The organism is Bacillus sp. 9.4 (assembly GCF_055486415.1).
Genome location: NZ_JBVFMU010000001.1, coordinates 89070 through 110498, shown reverse-complemented (window position 1 = coordinate 110498; position 21429 = coordinate 89070). Strand labels below are relative to the sequence as shown.

Here is a 21429-nt window from a genome sequence, read left to right as displayed (position 1 = left end):
TTAAAGCATTCGCTTCAAGCTGAATGCTTTTTGTCTTGAAGGCAGGGAATATAAACTGGTAGAAAAGTTATATATGATTAATATTAATTAAGTGAAATACTTTACCTGTTTATGCATTTATAGTACCGTATAAAATATTACATAAATTCTCAAAGGAAGGGTGCTGCCGCATGGCTAATGTATTAATGATCGGTTTCCCCGGTGAAGGGCATATTAATCCCTCTATCGGTGTGATGAAGGAGCTGAAATCCCGGGGAGAAAACATTACGTACTACGCAGTGAAGGAATATAAAGAAAAAATCACAGCTCTTGATATAGAGTTTCGTGAGTATCATGATTTCAGAGGAGATTACTTCGGGAAAAACGCAACCGGCGATGAAGAAAGAGATTTCACAGAAATGCTCTGCGCTTTTTTGAAAGCCTGTAAGGATATCGCGACTCATATTTATGAGGAAGTCAAACATGAATCGTATGATTATGTCATATATGATCACCATCTTCTCGCGGGTAAAGTCATTGCCAACATGCTGAAGCTGCCAAGATTTTCATTGTGTACAACCTTTGCGATGAATGAGGAATTTGCTAAGGAAATGATGGGAGCGTACATGAAAGGATCACTTGAAGATTCGCCTCATTATGAATCATACCAGCAGCTTGCAGAAACTTTAAATGCTGATTTTCAAGCAGAGATCAAGAAGCCATTTGATGTTTTTTTAGCTGATGGTGACTTGACAATCATCTTTACATCAAGGGGATTTCAGCCACTGGATGAGCAATTTGGCGAGCGATATGTATTTGTCGGTCCTTCCATTACAGAAAGAGCCGGAAACAATGATTTCCCATTTGATCAGATTGACAATGAAAACGTGCTGTTTATTTCAATGGGAACCATTTTTAACAATCAAAAGCAGTTTTTTAATCAATGCCTTGAAGTGTGTAAGGACTTTGACGGTAAAGTTGTGCTTTCCATCGGCAAGCATATTAAAACAAGTGAGTTAAACGACATTCCGGAGAATTTCATTGTACGCCCGTATGTCCCTCAGCTTGAGATCTTGAAAAGAGCCAGCTTATTTGTGACCCACGGCGGGATGAACAGCACAAGTGAAGGTTTGTATTTTGAAACCCCGCTCGTTGTCATTCCGATGGGAGGCGACCAATTTGTTGTCGCAGATCAGGTAGAAAAAGTCGGCGCAGGAAAAGTAATTAAAAAGGAAGAATTGTCTGAAAGCCTACTGAAAGAGACGATACAAGAAGTAATGAATAATCGTTCGTATGCTGAAAAGGCAAAAGAAATTGGACAATCACTGAAAGCGGCAGGCGGCTCTAAAAAAGCAGCCGACAGCATTCTTGAAGCTGTAAAACAAAAAACTCAATCAGCAAATGCATAGTGTAAAAGCCTGTTCTTATCGAAAGAACAGGCTTTTTGCCATTTCATAAGAATGCAGAGGAAGGGATTTGACACGCCGATAGAGAATTGATTAGAAAAATAGACAAGAAAGGAGGAGAAACTGCTTCGTTCATCAATAGAAAACCATCATTTTTACCCTCGCTTAAATAGTTCCTTAGACTTTCGAAAAACATATCGTGCTTATGTAAAATGTGAGGTGTTTATTTAAAGGTTAAAAGGTCGAATGATGCTGAAAATGCTGCCAAATGTTTGAAAAGGGTTTAACTTGCTGAAAAATTGACGATAAAACAGTTGTGTGCCATTTTTGGAAACAAAATACTAGCTGTTTTTGCAAAAAAACAGTTTAGGAGGTTGAATGAATGAAAAAGAAGATTGTAGCCAGCTTGGCTGTTTCTGCAGTTGTTGGGTCGTCGATGGCCGCAGCACCCGCGGAAGCAAAAACGATAAAAGTAAAAAGCGGTGACTCTCTTTGGAAACTTTCCCGCCAGTATGATACGACAATATCAGCTCTGAAATCCGAAAACAAATTGAAATCAACGGTGCTTTATGTCGGACAAAGCCTTAAGGTTCCTGAAAGCAGCAAAAAAAGCACGACATCCCCATCTAATTCAAGCAAAACATCAACATACACAGTTGCATATGGTGATTCCCTATGGATGATTGCTAAAAATCATAAAATGAGTGTTTCTGAGCTTAAAAGCTTAAACAGCCTGAGCAGTGACCTGATTCGTCCGGGGCAAAGGCTTAAGATCAAAGGGACAAGCAGTTCAAGCGGATCAAATGGATCAAAGAAAAACAGCGGTTCCAATTCTTCAGGTTCTTCAAAAAGTACATATACGGTCAAGCATGGTGACTCACTGTGGAAAATCGCAAACAGCTTAAATATGACTGTAGCCGAATTAAAAACCTTAAATGGCTTAACATCAGATACACTTTATCCTAAACAGGTGCTCAAAATAAAAGGAAGCAGTTCACCTAAGAACGGAAACAGCGGTTCCAAAAAGCCGTCAAACTCCAATCCCTCAAAAACAACGACGTACAAGGTAAAAGCAGGCGATTCGCTGTGGAAAATTGCAAATCGGCTTGGAGTCACTGTCCAAAGCATCCGTGATAAAAACAATTTATCATCGGATGTGTTGCAAATCGGGCAGGTTCTGACTATTTCGGGAGCATCAAAATCTAATCCTTCAAATCCGACAAAGCCAACAAAGCCAAAAGATAACTCAGGGTCAAACATTCAAATAGGTTCGAAGATTGACAGAATGATAACGGAAGCGAAAAAATATGTCGGAGTGCCTTACCGATGGGGCGGAAACACGCCTGCCGGTTTTGATTGCAGCGGCTTCATTTATTACCTCATTAATAATGTATCATCTATATCAAGATTGAGTACGGCAGGGTATTGGAATGTCATGCAGAAAGTCAGCCAGCCGTCAGTAGGAGACTTTGTCTTCTTTACCACATATAAATCCGGCCCGTCTCACATGGGGATTTATCTAGGCGGCGGTGATTTTATTCATGCAAGCTCATCGGGCGTCGACATTTCCAATCTCAGCAATTCGTATTGGAAACAGCGGTACTTGGGCGCAAGAAGTTATTTTTAAAAATGAGTATGACAAAAAGCCTTTTATAGGCTTTTTTGTTTATACCAGACAATGATTGACCACACTGTTAGAAAAAACAAGGGGGAGACAGTATGTACCGTCTCTTGCTGTTGATGATGCTGACGGCACTGGGAGTTGCCGGATGCGGACAAAAAAAACCTCCAGACCCTCCTAACCGGGTGCCGGAAAAAAAAGTGGTTGAAACGTCAGCGTTTGGTCATCATGTCCAGTTGGTCAATCGTGAAGGGAAAGCAGTCGGCTTTATAGAGATCAAAGAATCAGATGATGAAGGCCTCGATATTCATATTTCCGCAAACAGCCTGCGTCCAGGTGCATCTCTCGGTTTTCATATTTATGAGAAAGGTTCTTGTGTCAGGCCGGATTTTGAATCAGCGGGCGGTCCCTTTAATCCACTGAACAAAGAACACGGCTTCAATAATCCGATGGGGCATCATGCCGGAGATCTGCCGAACCTTGAAGTCGGTGCTGATGGAAAGGTAGATGTCATAATGAATGCGCCTGACACTTCACTGAAAAAAGGAAGTAAACTAAATATTCTCGACGAGGACGGAAGTGCATTTATTATTCATGAACAAGCGGACGATTATCTGACAAACCCAAGCGGCAATTCCGGTGCGCGTATTGTCTGCGGAGCCCTTTTGGGAAATAACGAGAAGCAGTAATATCATCCAAGCCCTTTTGTATTGAGCATACAGGGGCTTTTTTAGTATACTCATTAAGGAATATGAATAGGAAAGGGAATCTGTCTATGACAACACAACTACAGCACTTAACATTGCCGGAAGATATACAACAAAAGCTTTTATCATATAAAGAGCAGCCTATTTCCCCAGAGTTTCAATCGCTTATAGGAACATCAGGCTATGAGGCGGAGGATGAAGCCATTTTATTTGACGCCATTATTGCATTAGCCATGGGGAAAAATGTCCTGCTGAAAGGGCCTACAGGTTCAGGAAAAACAAAGTTGGCAGAAACATTGTCCAGCTATTTTCATAAACCGATGCACAGCGTCAACTGTTCAGTCGACTTGGACGCTGAGGCATTGGTCGGTTATAAAACGATTGAAAATCAATCTGGCCAGGCAACAATCGAGTTTGTTTCAGGACCTGTTACAAAGGCAATGAAGGAAGGCCATTTTCTTTATATAGATGAAATCAATATGGCGAAGCCGGAAACACTGCCTATTTTGAACGGTGTATTAGATTACAGAAAAATGATGACAAATCCGTTTACAGGCGAGGTCATACGGGCTAAAAGCGGTTTCGGGGTCATTGCAGCCATCAATGAAGGCTATGTCGGAACTGTTCCTCTGAATGAAGCGTTGAAAAACCGTTTTGTCATCATTGATGTGCCTTATATTAAAGGCGAGCTGCTGAAACAAGTGCTCATGTCTCAGTCAGCCTTGAAAGACGAGAAATTGATTGACAGATTTATCACGCTTTCCTCTGACTTGATCGTTCAGGCCAATAACGGACAGGTGTCTGAAGAAGCGGCATCCATCAGAGCTTTAATCGATACATGTGATTTAGCTGCTTATATTCCGCCGCGTCGTGCCATTGAGCGGGGAATTGTAGAAAAGCTTGATGATGATCGGGAAAAAGCGGCCGTCCGAAATATTGCAGAAACTCTGTTTGAATGAGGGGGCTGCGATGAAATTTATCAAATTTAACGACAGCACAATTGATTCATTTTTATTTATGATGCTGACTGATTTGGCCAAAACACTCACCAAGAGTGAAGTGGTAGAAGTGGAGTATGGCGTTCAGTCCTATTACAATCCATTTGAAAAGAAAATCTATATGAGCCACTTTTGGAAAGACAGGGCAGCTGAGGACATGGAAGCGGGTCTGAAAAGCGACGTCTACCTGCGTTCAGTCGGAACAAGATATAGCTCGCTGCATGAGTTTGCGAACTTTTTGAATGATATCCATCGCCATCTTACGTTTAAAAGTTTTGCCAAGCAGCTCTTTATGCTGCTTGAAGACATTAGAATCGAAGAACGCATCAAACATGAGCGTCCGGGTACGAAACATGTATTTGCGAAGCGAAAAGACATGTACAGAAAACATTTCTCAACCCAGCTGACCTTAAATTTGGAACGAAGCATTTTTACCGATGCGCTCTTTTGCGCGATCTATGTCAAGCTCACAGCGGAATCGCCGCTTGAGACCCTTCCGTCCATGCGTGAAGATATCGATCTGATGCGCCCGTTTATTGAGCAGCAGCTCTTGCGTGTGTATGAAGCAGATTCGACACGGCAGGTTCTGAAAATTGTTGAGGACCTCATGGATGGGCTTGAAGAGGTGCTCGATAAAGACATGTTGAACACCTACTTCTTTTTGCCTGAGCTTGACTACGCAAAAGCTGCAGAACAGCCGTTATTTGAAGAAGAGAAAAAAGCGCCGAAGCTGAGTGATGACATCACGCTTCCAAAACAATCAGACGGTGATGAGGATATCCATGAAGAAGAAATGCCGACATGGCACCGGGAAACAGAAGCACCGTCCAAAAGCTTCCTTCAATTTGATATTGAACACGGCGCAAAATCAGATTTAGGAAAAGATGCTTCAAGGGAAGGCGACGATGGAGATCAGGCCCTTGGCTCTGTTCAAGGATCAGCCAGACAAACGAAACGGAAAGACTATTCCAAGCTGGAAGCGCTGGAGTCCCAAAAAGACCAGCCGAACGGAGCGGGTATGGCTGACGGTAAAGAAAATAAATATGCATTTCCAATTTATAAAGAACCGCAGCCGGCAACCAGTGAAGAAGAGCTTTCTTATAAACAGCAGGCAAAAACGATTGAATCGTATCAAAAGCGTTTGAAACAAATGATTCAAAAAACGCTGGAGCATAAAAAAACATTGCCGAGAACAGACCTTCATGCCGGGAGACTGAACAATAAGCTTCTTCGCTACTTCACTGAGCGAAATCCGCGCCTGTTCTACAAAAAGCAAGAACCATCTTCAGAAATCGACGCAGTTTTTACATTGCTGGTCGATTGTTCAGCCAGCATGTTCGACAAAATGGACGAAACAAAACGTGGAATCGTGCTGTTTCACGAAGCGTTGAAATCGGTAGCGGTTCCGCATCAGATTGTCGGGTTCTGGGAGGACACAAATGATGCAACCGAAACAAGCCAGCCAAACTATTTCAATACGGTTATTCCCTTCCAATCATCATTAAGACAAGAGTCTGGACCGGCCATTATGCAGCTTGAGCCAGAAGAAGATAACCGTGACGGGTACGCAATTAGGCAGATGACGAAAAAAATGCTGCATCGCAGCGAGGCGCAAAAGTTCTTAATTGTTTTCTCAGATGGAGAGCCGGCCGCATTTGGCTACGAACAAAATGGGATCGTCGATACAAGTGAGGCGGTTATCGAAGCCCGAAAAAGAGGAATAGAAGTGATAAATGTTTTTCTCTCCAACTCAGAAATAGAAGAATCGCAAATGAAGACGATCCAGGATATGTACGGAAAATTCAGTATATTTGTCCCGGATGTTGATCAGTTACCGGATGTTCTGTATCCGCTGCTGAAAAAACTGCTTCATAAAAGCATAGGGTAGCCCTTAATCCTATGCTTTTTGGCGTTTGTTTTTTCGAATGATTAAATTTTTTGTTTTTTATAAAGGTTTTTTACTATTTTGTGAACAATCAAGGTAGAATCAAATTGCAAACAGTGGTAAAATATCGTTGGAAGCGTTTTTATTACATAATTTTGGACACAGCGTTCGAAAGTTATTTCAAGATAGTGAATCAATCACTTGATTATCTAAGTTGGGGGTAATATTCAAATGTTTCAAAATAGTATGAAACAACGAATGAATTGGGAAGATTTTTACGGTCCGAACCTCGGCTATGCGCTGGAGCTTTACGATCAATATACCCAGGATCCGGACAGCATTGACCCGGATTTGAAGGAAATGTTCGACGAGCTCGGTGCTCCGCCAAGCGATATAAAAGAGGCCTCGGGAACAAAAGAAAAGGGACGTGTTACAGCCGATCTGATTCAAAAGATCGCATCCGCAGTCAGACTTGCAGAAGATATCCGAACCTATGGCCATTTGAACGCTTCCGTCAATCCGCTCAGAAAGGATGGGAAAAAGAGCGAACTTTTTCCATTATCCGATTACGGGCTAACAGAAGAGGAAATAAAAGCAATACCTGCGTCTGTCATCTGCAAAGACGCTCCTAAAAACATTACGAACGGTTTAGAAGCCATTCAGTATTTACGAAATACGTATAAAAGAACCATCTCTTTTGAATTTGACCATGTGCATGACTTCAAAGAGCGCGAGTGGCTGACAAGAAAGATTGAATCTGGCGAGCTGTTCCAGAAGAACTCAGCTGAAAAGCTGTCGGCTGTGCTGGAAAGACTGACTGAAGTAGAGGGCTTCGAGCAGTTTTTGCATCGCACATTCGTCGGGCAGAAGCGCTTTTCCATTGAGGGTCTGGACGCTCTTGTTCCAGTGCTTGATGACATTATTGCACAATCTGTCAAATCAGGCACGACAAGTGTCAACATCGGGATGGCGCACAGGGGACGCCTGAATGTCTTGGCACATGTGCTCGGCAAACCGTATGAAATCATCTTCTCTGAATTCCAGCATGCGCCGAATAAAGATCTTGTCCCGTCTGAGGGATCAATTGGAATCAGCTACGGATGGACAGGGGATGTCAAATACCATTTGGGGGCGAATCGGGAGCTTCAAGACGCTGAAACAAAATCAGCGCGCATTACGTTAGCGAACAACCCGAGCCACTTGGAATTTATCAATCCGATTGTTGAAGGCAGCACAAGAGCGGCACAGGAAACGCGAACACAAAGCGGATACCCGGTACAAGATGAAACAAAATCGCTGGCTATTTTAATCCATGGAGACGCTGCATTCCCTGGGGAAGGAATTGTAGCTGAAACATTGAATTTAAGTTCTTTAAAAGGGTATCAAGTAGGCGGTGCGATTCATATTATCGCCAATAACATGATCGGATTTACAACAGAAAGCGCTGAATCCAGATCGACAAAATATGCCAGCGACCTGGCCAAGGGTTATGAAATTCCGATTGTTCACGTGAATGCGGACGATCCTGAAGCTTGTCTTTCAGCTGTTAAGTTTGCGGTCGAATACCGAAAAACATTCAACAAGGATTTTCTGATTGATTTGATCGGGTACAGACGCTATGGACACAACGAAATGGATGAACCGTCAACCACTCAGCCAATGTTGTATGATGCTGTCAGAAAGCATCCGACCGTCAAACAAATTTTCGCTGAAAAGCTGGTAAAAGAAGGCGTGCTTACCGAGGAAGTTGTTCAAAACATCGAAAAATCGGTAACGAAGCGCATTGAGGATGCATATCAGAAAGTTCCGTCTAAAAAGGAACACACTGCCTGTGAAATTGAACTTCCAGAGCCTGTATCAAACGGTTTCCCAGATGTGGACACTTCGATTGATTTTGATGTGCTCCGCAAGCTGAATGGCGAATTGATCAACTGGCCGGAGTCATTTAATGTTTTCGGCAAGCTAAAGCGCATTTTAGAAAGACGCGCCAAGGCGTTCGATGATGACAGAAAAGTGGAATGGTCTTTGGCAGAATCACTCGCGTTTGCTTCAATTTTGAAAGACGGAACACCGATTCGTTTAACAGGACAGGATTCCGAGCGCGGAACGTTCGCCCAAAGAAACCTTGTGCTTCATGACAGTGAGACGGGCGAAGAATTTGTGCCGCTTCATCACTTATCTGACTGCAGCACATCATTTGCTGTTCATAACAGCCCGCTGTCTGAAGGATCGGTTCTCGGTTTTGAATACGGCTATAACGTGCATTCACCGGAAACGCTTGTTTTGTGGGAAGCACAGTACGGAGATTTTGCCAACGCTGCTCAAGTGTATTTTGACCAATTTATTTCTGCCGGACGCGCGAAATGGGGCCAAAAATCCGGATTAGTCATGCTGCTTCCGCACGGTTACGAGGGACAGGGGCCTGAGCACTCAAGCGGAAGAATCGAGCGATTCTTGCAGCTTGCAGCAGAAAACAACTGGACGGTTGCCAACCTGACAAGCGCGGCACAGTATTTCCATATTTTAAGAAGACAGGCTAAAATGCTGCTTCGTGAAGAAATCAGACCGCTCGTCATTATGACGCCGAAGAGCCTTCTTCGCAACCCAAATACGGTGTCAGAAGTGCAGGAGCTCAGCGAAAGCCGCTTCCAGCCTGTTTATGAACAGTCGGGACTTTCTCATGACTATGAAAAAGTAACCAGACTTGTATTATCCAGCGGTAAAGTGTCTATAGACATCAGTGATCATTTTAATAAGTTAGAAGACGGTAAAGAGTGGCTTCACATTGCGAGAATTGAACAGTTGTATCCATTCCCGGCAAAAGGAGTCAAAGAGTTATTTGCAAAACTTCCGAACCTGAAAGAAATCGTTTGGGTGCAGGAAGAGCCGCAGAACATGGGGGCTTGGGGTTATATCAGCCCGTATTTGACAGAGATTGCACCAGAGGGAGTAAGCGTTCAATATATTGGACGAAGAAGACGATCCAGCCCTGCAGAGGGAGATCCGACAGTTCATAAAAAAGAACAGGAACGTATTGTATCTGATAGCTTGACTCGCAAAAACTAAGGGGGAAATGAAAAAATGGCGGAAATTAAGGTACCTGAATTAGCAGAATCAATCTCAGAAGGAACAATAGCCCAATGGTTAAAGCAGCCTGGTGACTATGTAGAACAGGGTGAATATCTGCTTGAACTAGAAACGGATAAAGTGAATGTTGAATTGACAGCAGAAGAATCGGGTGTACTTCAAGAGGTATTGAAAGATTCGGGTGATACCGTCCAGGTCGGAGAAATTATCGGTACGATTTCAGAAGGCGCGGGTGAAAGTTCTGCCCCTGCTCCTACAGAGAAAGCAGAAAGCAAGGAAAGCGTGAAAGAAGAGAAACAGGCTGAACCAGCTGCACAAGAGGTGAGCGAGGAAGCACAATCTGAAGCAAAATCAAGAACGATCGCTTCTCCGTCGGCCCGTAAGCTGGCGAGAGAAAAAGGAATTGACCTGTCTCAAGTTCCAACTGGAGATCCGCTTGGAAGAGTGCGCAAGCAGGATGTCGAAGCGTACGAAAAACCGGCATCAAAACCGGCTCCTCAGCAAAAGCAGCAGCCTCAGGCTCAAAAAGCACAGCAAAGCTTTGATAAACCTGTCGAAGTGCAAAAAATGTCACGCCGCAGACAAACGATTGCAAAACGCCTTGTAGAGGTGCAGCAAACATCGGCGATGCTGACTACATTTAATGAAGTGGACATGACGGCTGTTATGAATCTCAGAAAACGCCGCAAAGATCAATTCTTTGAGCAAAATGAAGTGAAGCTCGGCTTTATGTCTTTCTTCACGAAAGCGGTCGTGGCTGCATTGAAAAAATATCCGCTGTTGAATGCAGAAATTCAAGGCGATGAGTTGATCGTTAAAAAATTCTACGATATCGGAATCGCTGTTGCGGCTGATGAAGGCCTTGTCGTTCCGGTTGTGCGGGATGCGGACCGCCTGACATTTGCAGGAATCGAAAAAGAGATCGGCGAGCTTGCGAAAAAAGCAAGAAACAATAAATTAACCCTTAGCGAGCTTCAGGGAGGTTCCTTCACGATTACCAACGGAGGGACTTTCGGTTCACTGATGTCAACTCCGATCTTAAACAGCCCTCAAGTCGGTATACTGGGCATGCATAAGATTCAGCTGCGCCCAGTAGCAATTGATGAAGAGCGTTTCGAAAATCGTCCGATGATGTATCTCGCTTTATCTTATGATCACCGGATTGTAGACGGTAAAGAAGCGGTTGGCTTCCTCGTGACAATCAAAAATTTACTGGAAGATCCTGAACAGCTTTTATTAGAAGGATAATAAAAAAGGGTACATCACGATAAAGTGATGTACCTTTTTTGATGCATATTTAAAGTGATAGATTGCTGCTTTTGGATCCAGCTTGTTTCTTTTTCACTTTTTTTGACCAATATGTTGCAAGCATAGAACCTGAAAGGTTATGCCACACACTGAATATTGCGCTTGGTACGGCCGATAGCGGTGAGAAATGAGCCGTGGCAAGTGCAGCCCCAAGCCCGGAGTTTTGCATGCCGACTTCGATTGCAATCGCTTTTTGAGACGGGTAATCCATTTTTAAAAGCTTTGCACAAAAAAACCCAAGTAAATAACCGATACCGTTATGCAGGATAACAACTGAAAAAATGAGCAACCCCGATTGAAGCAGATTTTCCCGATTGCCACTGACGACAGCTGAGACAATCGCAACGATGCCAATGACAGAAACAAGCGGAAGGGCATGTACGGCTTTTGCCACTTGTTTTCTGAAAAACATTTTGACAATCAGACCTGCAATGATCGGAAATAAAACCGCCTGTAAAATTGAGATAAACAAAGACCCCGGTGAGACAGGAAGCCATTCTTTGGCAAACAGCATAATCAACAACGGTGTTACAACAGGTGCCAATAAGGTAGAAATGGTTGTAACCGCAACAGAAAGGGCAGTATTTCCTTTTGCTAAGAATGTCATAACATTAGATGCAGTTCCCCCGGGACAGCAGCCGACAAGAATAACACCAACTGCGATTTCAGCTGGAAGATGAAGCCCAAATGCGAGGCCGAAAGCAACGAGCGGCATGATCGTATACTGAGCTATTACTCCAATAATAACTTGCCAAGGCTTTCTGACCAGCTCTTTGAAATCATCGGCTTGCAGTGTAAGGCCCATCCCAAACATGATAATGCCAAGAAAAATCGTAATATAAGAACTGATCCACGTAAATAAAGATGGGAAAGAAAATCCCAGCACTGCAAAAACAATGACCCATATGCCAAAGGTTTGTCCTGCAAAATGACTTATTTTTCTAATGATGTCCATAAAAACACTCCTAATACACTTATCAAGAACTTCAGCAGAAATTCTTACAAATTTCATAACATTCTCTTATTATAAATAATTTTCTGAATAATTCAATATTAGTTTTTGGCAGATGTCTATAGATATATGATGTAAACTAATCAAAATGTTCTTGACTATATAGGAAGATATTCTTACAATGAACCTTTATAATGGTTAGATCAAATAGGAGTGATACGGTGAAGGAAGCAAATCAATGGTCTTCGAAGCTCGGCTTTATTTTAGCCGCGGCAGGATCAGCTATCGGGCTTGGTGCGATATGGAAATTCCCATATGTTGCCGGAACCAGCGGCGGAGGCGCATTTTTACTTATTTTTATTTTATTTACGGTTTTAATCGGACTGCCTTTATTGTTAGGTGAATTCATCATAGGCAGAAGAACACAGAAAGATGCCGTTCAGTCCTATAAAACACTTGCTCCAGGAACGAAGTGGCATTGGATCGGTTATTTAGGCATGGTGACATGCTTTATTCTTCTATCTTTCTACAGTGTCGTCGGCGGATGGATTTTAATTTATATTATAAAAGGCTTCACTGGCGGTTTATCGCAGACATCTGGTTTTGATACGATATTTGCAAGTACCATTTCAAATCCTTATTTGGCTGTGGGAGGCCAGCTGCTCTTTATGGTGGTAACAATTTTAGTTGTTGCAAAAGGGGTAAGCAGCGGAATTGAAAAAGCAAGCCAAGTATTAATGCCAGCGCTTTTTCTATTATTCATCATTTTAATGGTGCGTTCGGTTACACTTGATGGCGCGATGGAAGGAATTAAATTTTTCCTGATGCCTGATTTAACTGCAATTGATGCCAATACCATTTTATATGCAATGGGACAATCCTTTTTCTTATTAAGTGTCGGTGTATCTGTCATGGTAACGTATAGCGCTTATTTAGAGAAACAGGAAAATCTGGTACAGTCCGCTGTATCTGTAACTGTTATGAACATGCTTGTTGCTGTAATGGCCGGAATTGCGATTTTTCCAGCTGTCTTTTCATTCGGCCTCAAACCAGACCAAGGCCCGGTTCTGTTATTTAACGTGCTGCCGACTGTGTTTAATCAAATGCCGTTCGGAATTATCTTTTTATTAGCATTTTTACTTCTATTTTTATTTGCTGCATTGACATCTGCTTTTTCAATGCTGGAAATTTTGGTCGCAGTACTTTCGAAAGGCGATGTCAATAAGAGAAAACGATTCGCTTGGTTAGGCGGAATTGCTATTTTTATTGTCGGTGTGCCGTCTGCATTATCATACGGCGTCTTAAGTGACGTCTCTATATTTCATCTGTCTATTTTTGATGCCGCCGACTATCTTGTGAGCAATATTTTAATGCCGTTAGGTGCGTTACTGATTTCGATTTTTGTCCCACTAAAAATACCGAAACAGGATTTGTTTGACGAGCTGAAAAGCGGTTCCAATCTCAAACGAAAGTGGTTTGCTGTTTGGCTGCTGCTCATTCGATATCTATCTCCTGTTGCCATTATCATCGTGTTTTTGCATGTGGTAGGGATTTTTTAAAACACGAAGCCCCCGGGGAAAGGGGGCTTTTTTTAATAGAGCTTCCAAACGACTTCTTTTGCCTGCTCAAAACGTTTTTCTGCCTCGCGCCAATCCACGACATTCCACCAGTGATCGACATAGCTGGCCCGGTCATTTTTGTATTGCAAATAGTAGGCATGCTCCCATACGTCAAGCGGTAAAAGGGGGATTACATCCCATTGGCTGAAGAGCTGGTGTTTTTCTGCCGTTAAAATCTCCAGCCGTCCTGATCGAGGTGCCCAGACCAGAATGGCCCAGCCGACGCCTTCCACTTTTTTAGCGGCTTGGGTAAAATGTTCTTTAAAAGCGGAATAGCTTCCAAATGAAAGGTCTATCATTTGGAACAATGCTCCTGTAGGACGCCGCTTTCCGTTTGGATGCATAGAAAACCAAAAAATACTGTGCAAATAATGGCCCGCTCCATGGAACGCAAGCTCTCTTTCCCAATGAGTGATTAAGTCATAATTCTTTGTTGCTCTCGCTTTTTTAAGCTCTGATTCTGCTTTGTTCAGGCCATCGACATAGCTTTGATGATGTTTTGTATGATGAAGGACCATAATATCGCGTGAAATATAAGGTTCTAAGGCGGAGTATTTGTAAGGAAGCTTTGGCAGCACGTGTTTCCCTATAGGGACATAAGCGCGTCTTTCACTTGTATCATCTGATTCTGTAATATCCCGATAAAGGGCAGCGGCCTGTTTATACCAATCTTCTTCTGTTGTTTGCTCATCTTCCAGAGCCTCAATCATCTTGTCGATTTGATCTTCAAACTGGTCAAGCTGACCTCGCTTTTGAATCTGATCTTTCAGGGCTTCACACCAATTGAACATTTCCGTTTGATAAGATTCACGTTTCATTTGCTGTCTCCTTTTTAATAGAATCTAAATACTTCCCGACAGCCAGCAAAGAGAACACATATGGATAACTGTGATAGCGAATATAAAATTGCTTCGGCAATCCGATCCCTGCTGGATACGCGAGGCTATCGGCGCTATGCGAACTGCTGTCGGTAAGGTATTGCATGCCTTTCACAACAGACGGATGTTCGGAATTTTCATATGTGAGCAAAGCGTCTAAAGCCCAGGCCGTTTGTACAATGGTTCCTCTATGAAGCGGTACATATGTTTTGATTTCGGCGCTTTTGCAGGATTCTCCCCAGCTTCCGTCATCATTTTGTATGGATTTGAGCCAACGCAGAGCCTTTTGTATACCGGGATGCTTTCGGTCAACCCCGCATGCATGCATACCGGTAAGAGCAGCCCAAGTGCCGTAAATGTAGCAAACACCCCATCTGCCGTACCATGACCCATTTTGTTCCTGATGTTCGAAAAGCCACTTCACTGCGCGTTGAATATGTTGATGTTTTTCTGTGAAGCCAACTTTCTCGCCTAAAAAGTGCAGTACACGTCCGGTGAGGTCGGCGGTTGAAGGGTCAACTGCAGCGTCCTCGGCGGATTCAAGCGGCAGAAGGCGGATCAGTGGGTGGTTCACGTTTTTTTCGAAAGCAGAAAATCCGCCGTCATTGTTTTGCATCGATAAAAGCCAAGATACCCCTCGCTCCCATGCTGCAGGAGAATGATTGCGGGGAATCGCCTTTAAAACGGCTGCAGTGTCGTCACAGTCAGGGTTATTTGTATTAATGTTTGAAAACCCCCAGCCGCCAGGAACTGAATTTGGATTTTTGACAGACCAATCTGCTGTTTTGGTATGCTGGCGTTCTAGCAAAAAGTCGGCTGCTTTTGTAACAGAGCCATCCGTTTCAGTCACACCATTTTTTTGAAGGGCATAGCTGATTAGAGCTGTATCCCAAACAGTTGAAGTAGAGTTTTCCAGATAAGGAATCCCGTTGCATTTAGTCACCAGTGATTTAATGCCGGTAATCGCCCTCCTAATAACAGGAGAATAGCGTGACACACCAAGTGACAGAAGGCTGTAAACCATATATATGGTTGCGCTCGCATAGCTGTATAATGTTCCGTCTTTTTCAATCCGGTCCAGCATATACGTTTTAGCTGTCTGTAGGCCCAGCTGCTGAAAAGCAAATGGTGCATGAAAAACGCGTTTCCAATGTGACAAAATAGACGTGAGTTCTCTTTCTTCGAAAGCATCAGACCGAAGCCAAGTGAAAGGATTTTTTGTCATGTGCGGATCGAGATGGCGAAGAGATGAAATATTGCGGTTAATAAGGACAAATCGCTGATTGAGTGTTACAGCCATAGGAGCAAAATGAATACGGGCATATGAGCTGAACTGATAGAAATGAATCGGCAATGTTGGGGGGAGCGCCATGAGTGATAATGGTAAATACAAAGCAGGCCAAGGATAAAGCCCGTTCGCGGCAAGCATCCATTTTGTCATAAAATGAACATGTCTCAAACCGCCATGTGAGATGATAAATTGTTCAGCTTTCTTCATGTGCGGCTCAGATCTGTGAAAACATCCTGAAGCCAGCATCCCGACATATCCTTGGACGGTAGCCGTTAGATTTCCGCGCGTTTCATCGGGATAGTTGATAAATGTGCCGTCGGGCTGCTGTTTTGCATGAATGCCGGCTGCAAGGGCTGATATCAGTTCTTTTTCGTTTTCGCCTTCATCTAGTGAGGTAAGGAGCAAAATAAAAAAGGAATTTGTCATGATTGGTCCTTCAAAGCAAAATGTCCATGAACCATCAGCATTTTGCCTGTCTCTTAACTCCGTAATGGTTTTCTTTTGGAAACGCCTCACTTTCTCCTGAAGTGTGCCCATCACGCTCAACTCCTTCAGAAGCATATATATTCAGCGTCTTTTACTGCCATTACAGAAAGAAAAAAACTGCTGGCAGGCAGCAGTTTTTTAAACATACATGTTAGTCTTCAAGGTTTATCCATACACTTTTGACTTCTGTGTAATTATCCAAGGCATATGATCCCATTTCTCGTCCGAGTCCTGACTGTTTATAACCGCCAAATGGAGACGCCGCGTCAAACACATTATAGCAGTTCACCCAAACGGTTCCGGCTTGAAGTCGGTCCGCGATATAGTGTGCTTGCTTGACGTTCTCTGTCCATAGTCCGGCCGCAAGCCCATATTCTGAATGGTTTGCCCGTTCAATAACTTCATCGACTGTTTCGTACGGAATTGCAGTCAGCACGGGTCCGAAAATTTCTTCTTTTGCGATGGTCATTTCGTCTTCAACATTCGCAAACACAGTCGGTGCGACAAAATATCCTGCTTCAAAAGGACAGCTTCCGCCGGTCACTGCTTTTGCTCCTTCATCTTTTCCTTTTTGAATATAGGAAAGAACGCGCTCATGCTGTTCCTTGCTTACGAGAGGCCCGATTTGAGTATCTTTATGAAGTCCCGCTCCTTGGCGGAGTGACTCAGCATAGGATGCCATTTCATCAACAACTTCATCATATTGGTCTTTATGAATGAAGACACGTGAGCCCGCACAGCAGACTTGACCCTGGTTAAACATCACACCGTTTAAAGCGCCCGGGATGGCTTTTTTCAAATTCGCATCCGGCAGAAGAATATTTGGCGATTTTCCGCCCAGCTCCAATGTAACACGCTTAATGCTTTTCGCTGCGGTGGACATGATTTTCTTTCCGATTTCAGTGGAACCGGTAAAGGCAATTTTATCAATCGCTTCGTGGTTCGTCAGCGCTTCTCCCGCATCTTCACCGAATCCTGGGATGATGTTGATTACACCGGCAGGGAAACCGGCTTGGTCAATTAATTCTGCCAAATAAAGAGCTGAAAGCGGTGTTTGTTCAGCCGGTTTGAGGACGATTGTACAGCCTGTTGCAAGTGCCGCGCCCATTTTCCACATTGCCATCAGGAGCGGGAAATTCCATGGAATGATCTGGCCGACGACACCGACAGGCTCATGACGCGTATAATTAAAATAAGCGCCGGAAACCGGAATCGTCTGTCCTGTTATTTTTGTACACCAGCCGGCGTAATAACGCATATGCTCAATAGCCAGCGGAATATCTCCATTAGTCGTTTCATTGATCGGTTTCCCATTATCAAGTGTTTCAAGCTGAGCAAGCTCAGTTTTATGCTCTTCCATTAAGTCTGCCAGCTTATACATCAGTCTGCTTCTCGAAGCTGGAGACATTGTTCTCCATTCACCTTGGTCAAAGGCTTTCCGGGCAGCTTTAACCGCTTTGTCCACATCCGCAGCCTGGGCTTCATACAGCGTCATCAAGGTTTCGCCAGTCGCCGGGTTTGGAGTGTCAAAGGTTGCCCCTGAGGCACTCGGAACAAACTTTCCGTCAATATAAAGCTTCTTTGTTCCCTGTAAAAATGTCTCCAGCCTTTTCGTCACTTGCATCGTTAAAGAACTCATCCGTAACAAACCTCCAGTCATTTTTTATGGTCTGTTCTGAGATTCTTGGTGATAGCACATTGATTCCTGAATTGAATAGCAGAAATAAGCTGTGATATTTATTTCAAACGTAAGCGTATACAAACATTCTATAATAGAAATCAAGGCAAAATCAATGAATAACCGATATTGCAATTTACAAAAGAAAAAAGCTACAATAAGCTTATAGATAAGAAAAGGAGATTTCATCATGATTCATAAAAATTGGCTTGAAAAAGAAACAATTAAAAAAGTAAAGTGTGTGCAGACAAACGCAAAAAAATATATCGTAAACCGCGTTTTAACGCCGGGAAAAGAATATGAAGTAAAAAATGAAACAGAGGAGTTTCTCTTTGTGGTCGACAATACGAATAAAGTCGGCGGCTATTATAAAGAATACTTCGAAGAGATGTAATGCTTCCTTGAAGCATCAAACAGATTTTGTTAAAAGCAGTCGATACATAAAACCGCAGCTCAGCTGCGGTTTTTTTGTGGTTAAAACAGGAAATATAAAACAAAATTAAAAAAATCATTAAAAACCACTTTTTTATAAAAACATTGCTGAATATTGAAACTTTTTTCTCTATATGTGCGTATTACTTGATGACAACAGCTTAAAAGCCAAAAACAAATCAAAAATTTGAAAAATGTAATCTGTTCGTAATGGTTTAAATGTCTTCTATGTCGTATTCTTATATAGGGATAAAGGACTTATTTTTATGTAGTGAATGATAAAACAAATAGATAAATGCAGAAAGAGGGGTTCTTCATTGGGTATTTTTTCTGTTAGCAGATCAACGGACGCAAAGAAGCTTGAGGCTTTGCTCGTTGAAGGGGAAAGAATAGAATCGATTTATAAGCTCCGAGTGGACCAAATTTGCTTTACAAATAAGCGGATCATTTTCTTTGACAATAAAATGTTTTCCAAAAAGAAGGTTCGTGTATTTCTTCCATATAAAACAATTGAAAGCTTTGCCATCCAAGAAGCGGGAATGTTTGATCCGGACACTGGGCTTTTATTGATGACAAGAAGCAAAACGTTCGAATTAGAATTTGCGAAAGACACCGATTTAAGCGAGGTTCAGGCGGTGCTGACAAAGCATTTGTGCAGCTGAATATTTGATGAGCCAGCCGTTCAAAAAATGGTTAGGCTTTTTTTATATATAAAAACAAGAACAGGGCATGTGCGCCCTGTTCTTATTACACCACACTGTTTTTCGCTGAGTTCGAATCAACGAGATCTGCATCTAATACATTTGAAATCGGTACGACAAGAGGAGTAAAGTCGCCATTTTCTTCTCCAAACCCTTGATTTATTTTAGCTGATAAAAAGTAATCGACCTGCTGATACGGACCGAGTGTTAAAGAGGAACCACGGTCCATCGTATTGATTTTAAATCCACCGACATTCACGACGGAGGGTGAAAAGAACATCTCATCACTTCCTTTTGATTGAGGAGTTAACCGCTTCACTTTCAAAAGAGGCCGGAGAATCAATTTGGTCTCTGTCATCCACATGGCTTCTCGTGCCCATAAATCCGCTCGCATCTCCAAAATTCTGTCCGTAGCCTTGATTTTTTTTATCTGAATTTTGCCATTCTGCCAATAAATTTTGTCCTACGTTTACAGCTGAAGCATTTTCAAAGGAATTAATTTTCAGCATGAAAATATTAATATTGATATACGGAGTTGGTTGAACCACAGGCAAACCTCCTTTCTATAGTTGTATGCTGGCGGTTATAAAGTATGTTAAGACAGGGGGCTTCAAATGGATTTCGAAAAGATGAAGCAGTGGATGGAATTCGCACAGCAGATGTACGGCGGTGACTTTTGGAAACAGGTATTTGATGAAGACCAAAAAACCCCTTTTATGACAAATGGCCAATCTCCGTTTCCGTTTGCGCAGCAAGATCAGCGAGGGAAAGGAGATGCTTCATTTCCGAGCATGGATATTGTAGATACCGTTACGGAAGTGCAGTTTTTAATTTATCTTCCAGGCTACCGTAAACAAGACGTTCACATATTATCGTACGGAGATTATTTAGTGGTGAAGGGGCAGCGCTTTTCCTATTTTAATGAACAGGACTTTCGCCAAAAAGAAGGGAAATACGGAAGTTTTGAAAAGAAAATTCCGCTTTCCGACCATCTTCATGGAAAGATGAATGCCATTTTTAAAGACGGAATCCTATACATCACCATTCAAAAAGACGAAGGTCAAGCGAAAACCATTGTTATTGATGATTGATTTTCATACTGAGTGCATCTGCCCCATCACGGTCATCAATTGATTCAATCGGAATGACCATGACAATAGCATCTGCATTTTGTTCCCCAAAACCGTTATTTCTTTTGATAGCAGAGCACCTGTTCCTTAACTCCGCAGAACCAAAGGTAAGGGATGAGCCGGTGCCTATCGAGTTAGTCTTGAGATGAGAAATATTGATGTTAGTCGGAAGCATGAAAACCTCTCCTTTCTATGGGATATACCTCATTATATATGTAGACGAAAGAGGAGTATGCAAAGGGTCGTGATGTCATGAAAAAAATGTTCCGGTCGCTGATCAGGCATTGCTTGAAACCAGAACTTGACAAACTGCGTGAATGTGAAGAAAAACTTTCAGTGCTTGAGAAACAGAAACAAAGCAGCAAACAGGAGTCTGAAGAAACCTATATACATATTGAAACGCTGAATGTCGAAAAAGTTGACTATCATCTTGAATTCGGCGAGCTGACCATTGATGAACTGAGCGGCAGATTAAATATAGGCGCAACCTATTATATACCGCCAGAAGAGAAGGACAAAAAGTGCCAACGAAAACCCGAAGCACCATCGACGCCAGCGGTCACGATCCGTTCAAAAAGGCAGTAGCTCATCTTTCCATCGATGTTCCCATGTTTGACAGAAGGCAAAACGGGAAACAGGATAGAAAGGAGAGGATATACATGGCACTGACAAAAGAACAAACACAGCATCTCTATCATAAATTGCTCGATATGCAAAAAGAATTGTCTGGCGAGAAAAAGGAAACAGAATCAATGACGGAAGAAGTGGGGGAGCTTTCCAACGGGGTTGACAACCATATGGCAGACCACGGGACGCTCGTCACAGACCGGATGACAGACCAAACAGTGAAAGAGATTGACCGGGAGCTGTTAGAGGAGGTCAACCGTGCATTACAAAAGATGAAAGACGGAACTTACGGCGTGTGTGAAAAAACCGGTCAAGAGATTCCTTACGAAAGACTTGAAGCTGTTCCTTATGCAAGAATGACAGTTGAGGCCCAAGCTGATGTGGAGGATGATCTGGAGACAGATGCTCCTTCTTATGAAAGAGAGTTTCATGAACAGGTAAAAGACTTATCCAACAAAGAAACAATTGATCAAAAAAGCTCGCAGACGTATGAAATCTTAGATCGTGAACAAGATTCGAAGTAAAAATGGCAAGCAAGTACACCGATATTAGATGTACTTGCTTTTTTTTGAAAAAAAATCTCATATTCAAAATAAAGTGATTGACTTTGCGTAAAAAAGAAAGTAACATACTATTTGTAAGTA

At 42.6% G+C, this 21429-nt stretch carries 20 protein-coding genes; 13 read left to right on the top strand and 7 right to left on the bottom strand.

Translation table 11 applies throughout. The features are described from left to right. Positions 1-170 precede the first annotated feature (170 nt). The 7 genes from ACZ07B_RS00590 to odhB all read left to right on the top strand — a co-directional run bounded on the left by ACZ07B_RS00590 (position 171) and on the right by odhB (position 10931). The gene (locus tag ACZ07B_RS00590) at positions 171-1388 is read left to right on the top strand and encodes a macrolide family glycosyltransferase (RefSeq protein WP_086343945.1); all 1218 of its coding nucleotides are present in this window, start codon (positions 171-173) and stop codon (positions 1386-1388) included. Between the two features lie 379 nt (positions 1389-1767). Next, on the top strand, positions 1768-3012 hold the full coding sequence (cwlS, locus tag ACZ07B_RS00585; RefSeq protein WP_464876751.1) for a D-gamma-glutamyl-meso-diaminopimelic acid endopeptidase CwlS: 1245 nt from the start codon (positions 1768-1770) through the stop codon (positions 3010-3012). A gap of 92 nt (positions 3013-3104) precedes the next feature. Next, positions 3105-3695, top strand: a complete 591-nt coding sequence (locus tag ACZ07B_RS00580) for a superoxide dismutase family protein (RefSeq protein WP_015251895.1) — start codon at positions 3105-3107, stop codon at positions 3693-3695. Positions 3696-3757: 62 nt separating this feature from the next. Next, entirely contained in the window at positions 3758-4672 is a 915-nt protein-coding gene (locus ACZ07B_RS00575) for an AAA family ATPase (protein WP_010886530.1), read from the top strand. A gap of 10 nt (positions 4673-4682) precedes the next feature. Further along, entirely contained in the window at positions 4683-6599 is a 1917-nt protein-coding gene (locus ACZ07B_RS00570; protein WP_464876750.1) for a vWA domain-containing protein, read from the top strand. A 228-nt stretch (positions 6600-6827) separates the two neighbouring features. Further along, positions 6828-9662: a 2-oxoglutarate dehydrogenase E1 component gene (gene sucA / locus ACZ07B_RS00565; protein WP_024572778.1), complete on the top strand. Its 2835-nt coding sequence runs from the start codon at positions 6828-6830 to the stop codon at positions 9660-9662. A gap of 15 nt (positions 9663-9677) precedes the next feature. After that, the gene (gene odhB, locus ACZ07B_RS00560) at positions 9678-10931 is read left to right on the top strand and encodes a 2-oxoglutarate dehydrogenase complex dihydrolipoyllysine-residue succinyltransferase (protein ID WP_137200818.1); all 1254 of its coding nucleotides are present in this window, start codon (positions 9678-9680) and stop codon (positions 10929-10931) included. Between the two features lie 49 nt (positions 10932-10980). Here the strand turns inward: odhB and ACZ07B_RS00555 are convergent, their stop codons facing one another. Next, positions 10981-11946 carry a bile acid:sodium symporter family protein gene (locus tag ACZ07B_RS00555; RefSeq protein ID WP_024572776.1) on the bottom strand — a complete coding sequence of 322 codons (966 nt, stop codon included), beginning with the start codon at positions 11944-11946 and terminating at the stop codon, positions 10981-10983. A 218-nt stretch (positions 11947-12164) separates the two neighbouring features. On the opposite strand from ACZ07B_RS00555, the gene ACZ07B_RS00550 reads away from it, so the two are divergent. Continuing rightward, the gene (locus ACZ07B_RS00550; protein ID WP_014480024.1) at positions 12165-13502 is read left to right on the top strand and encodes a sodium-dependent transporter; all 1338 of its coding nucleotides are present in this window, start codon (positions 12165-12167) and stop codon (positions 13500-13502) included. 32 nt (positions 13503-13534) lie between these two features. Here ACZ07B_RS00550 and ACZ07B_RS00545 read toward each other — a convergent pair whose 3' ends face one another. From ACZ07B_RS00545 to dhaS, 3 genes are all read right to left on the bottom strand, one after another. Then, complete coding sequence (locus tag ACZ07B_RS00545; protein ID WP_217003133.1) at positions 13535-14380, bottom strand: superoxide dismutase; 846 nt, start codon at positions 14378-14380, stop codon at positions 13535-13537. Then, entirely contained in the window at positions 14370-16268 is a 1899-nt protein-coding gene (gene sqhC / locus ACZ07B_RS00540; protein WP_464876749.1) for a sporulenol synthase, read from the bottom strand. Before sqhC ends, ACZ07B_RS00545 begins: the two co-directional genes overlap by 11 nt. A 100-nt stretch (positions 16269-16368) precedes the next feature. After that, complete coding sequence (gene dhaS / locus ACZ07B_RS00535) at positions 16369-17856, bottom strand: aldehyde dehydrogenase DhaS (RefSeq protein ID WP_153256127.1); 1488 nt, start codon at positions 17854-17856, stop codon at positions 16369-16371. Positions 17857-18085: 229 nt separating this feature from the next. Here dhaS and ACZ07B_RS00530 point away from each other — a divergent pair, with 229 nt between their 5' ends. Both ACZ07B_RS00530 and ACZ07B_RS00525 read left to right on the top strand, forming a co-directional pair. Beyond that, a complete protein-coding gene (locus ACZ07B_RS00530; RefSeq protein WP_003231245.1) occupies positions 18086-18289 on the top strand; it encodes a DUF6501 family protein in 204 nt (67 codons plus the stop codon). A gap of 355 nt (positions 18290-18644) precedes the next feature. After that, on the top strand, positions 18645-18989 hold the full coding sequence (locus tag ACZ07B_RS00525; RefSeq protein ID WP_003220141.1) for a PH domain-containing protein: 345 nt from the start codon (positions 18645-18647) through the stop codon (positions 18987-18989). An 85-nt stretch (positions 18990-19074) separates the two neighbouring features. Here the strand turns inward: ACZ07B_RS00525 and ACZ07B_RS00520 are convergent, their stop codons facing one another. Both ACZ07B_RS00520 and ACZ07B_RS00515 read right to left on the bottom strand, forming a co-directional pair. Beyond that, a complete protein-coding gene (locus ACZ07B_RS00520) occupies positions 19075-19308 on the bottom strand; it encodes a hypothetical protein (RefSeq protein WP_003231251.1) in 234 nt (77 codons plus the stop codon). A 4-nt stretch (positions 19309-19312) separates the two neighbouring features. Next, on the bottom strand, positions 19313-19576 hold the full coding sequence (locus ACZ07B_RS00515) for a hypothetical protein (RefSeq protein ID WP_004399338.1): 264 nt from the start codon (positions 19574-19576) through the stop codon (positions 19313-19315). A gap of 66 nt (positions 19577-19642) precedes the next feature. Here ACZ07B_RS00515 and yocM point away from each other — a divergent pair, with 66 nt between their 5' ends. Further along, entirely contained in the window at positions 19643-20119 is a 477-nt protein-coding gene (yocM, locus tag ACZ07B_RS00510; protein WP_042976035.1) for a salt stress-responsive protein YocM, read from the top strand. Here the strand turns inward: yocM and ACZ07B_RS00505 are convergent. Beyond that, entirely contained in the window at positions 20106-20333 is a 228-nt protein-coding gene (locus ACZ07B_RS00505; protein ID WP_185183845.1) for a hypothetical protein, read from the bottom strand. The genes yocM and ACZ07B_RS00505 overlap by 14 nt on opposite strands. A 77-nt stretch (positions 20334-20410) precedes the next feature. Here ACZ07B_RS00505 and ACZ07B_RS00500 point away from each other — a divergent pair, with 77 nt between their 5' ends. Together ACZ07B_RS00500 and ACZ07B_RS00495 are read left to right on the top strand one after the other, a co-directional pair. Next, positions 20411-20743, top strand: coding sequence for a hypothetical protein (locus ACZ07B_RS00500; RefSeq protein ID WP_464876748.1), 333 nt, complete (start codon positions 20411-20413; stop codon positions 20741-20743). A gap of 74 nt (positions 20744-20817) precedes the next feature. Next, positions 20818-21309, top strand: a complete 492-nt coding sequence (locus ACZ07B_RS00495) for a TraR/DksA family transcriptional regulator (protein WP_003231259.1) — start codon at positions 20818-20820, stop codon at positions 21307-21309. The last annotated feature ends 120 nt before the right edge of the window (positions 21310-21429 follow it).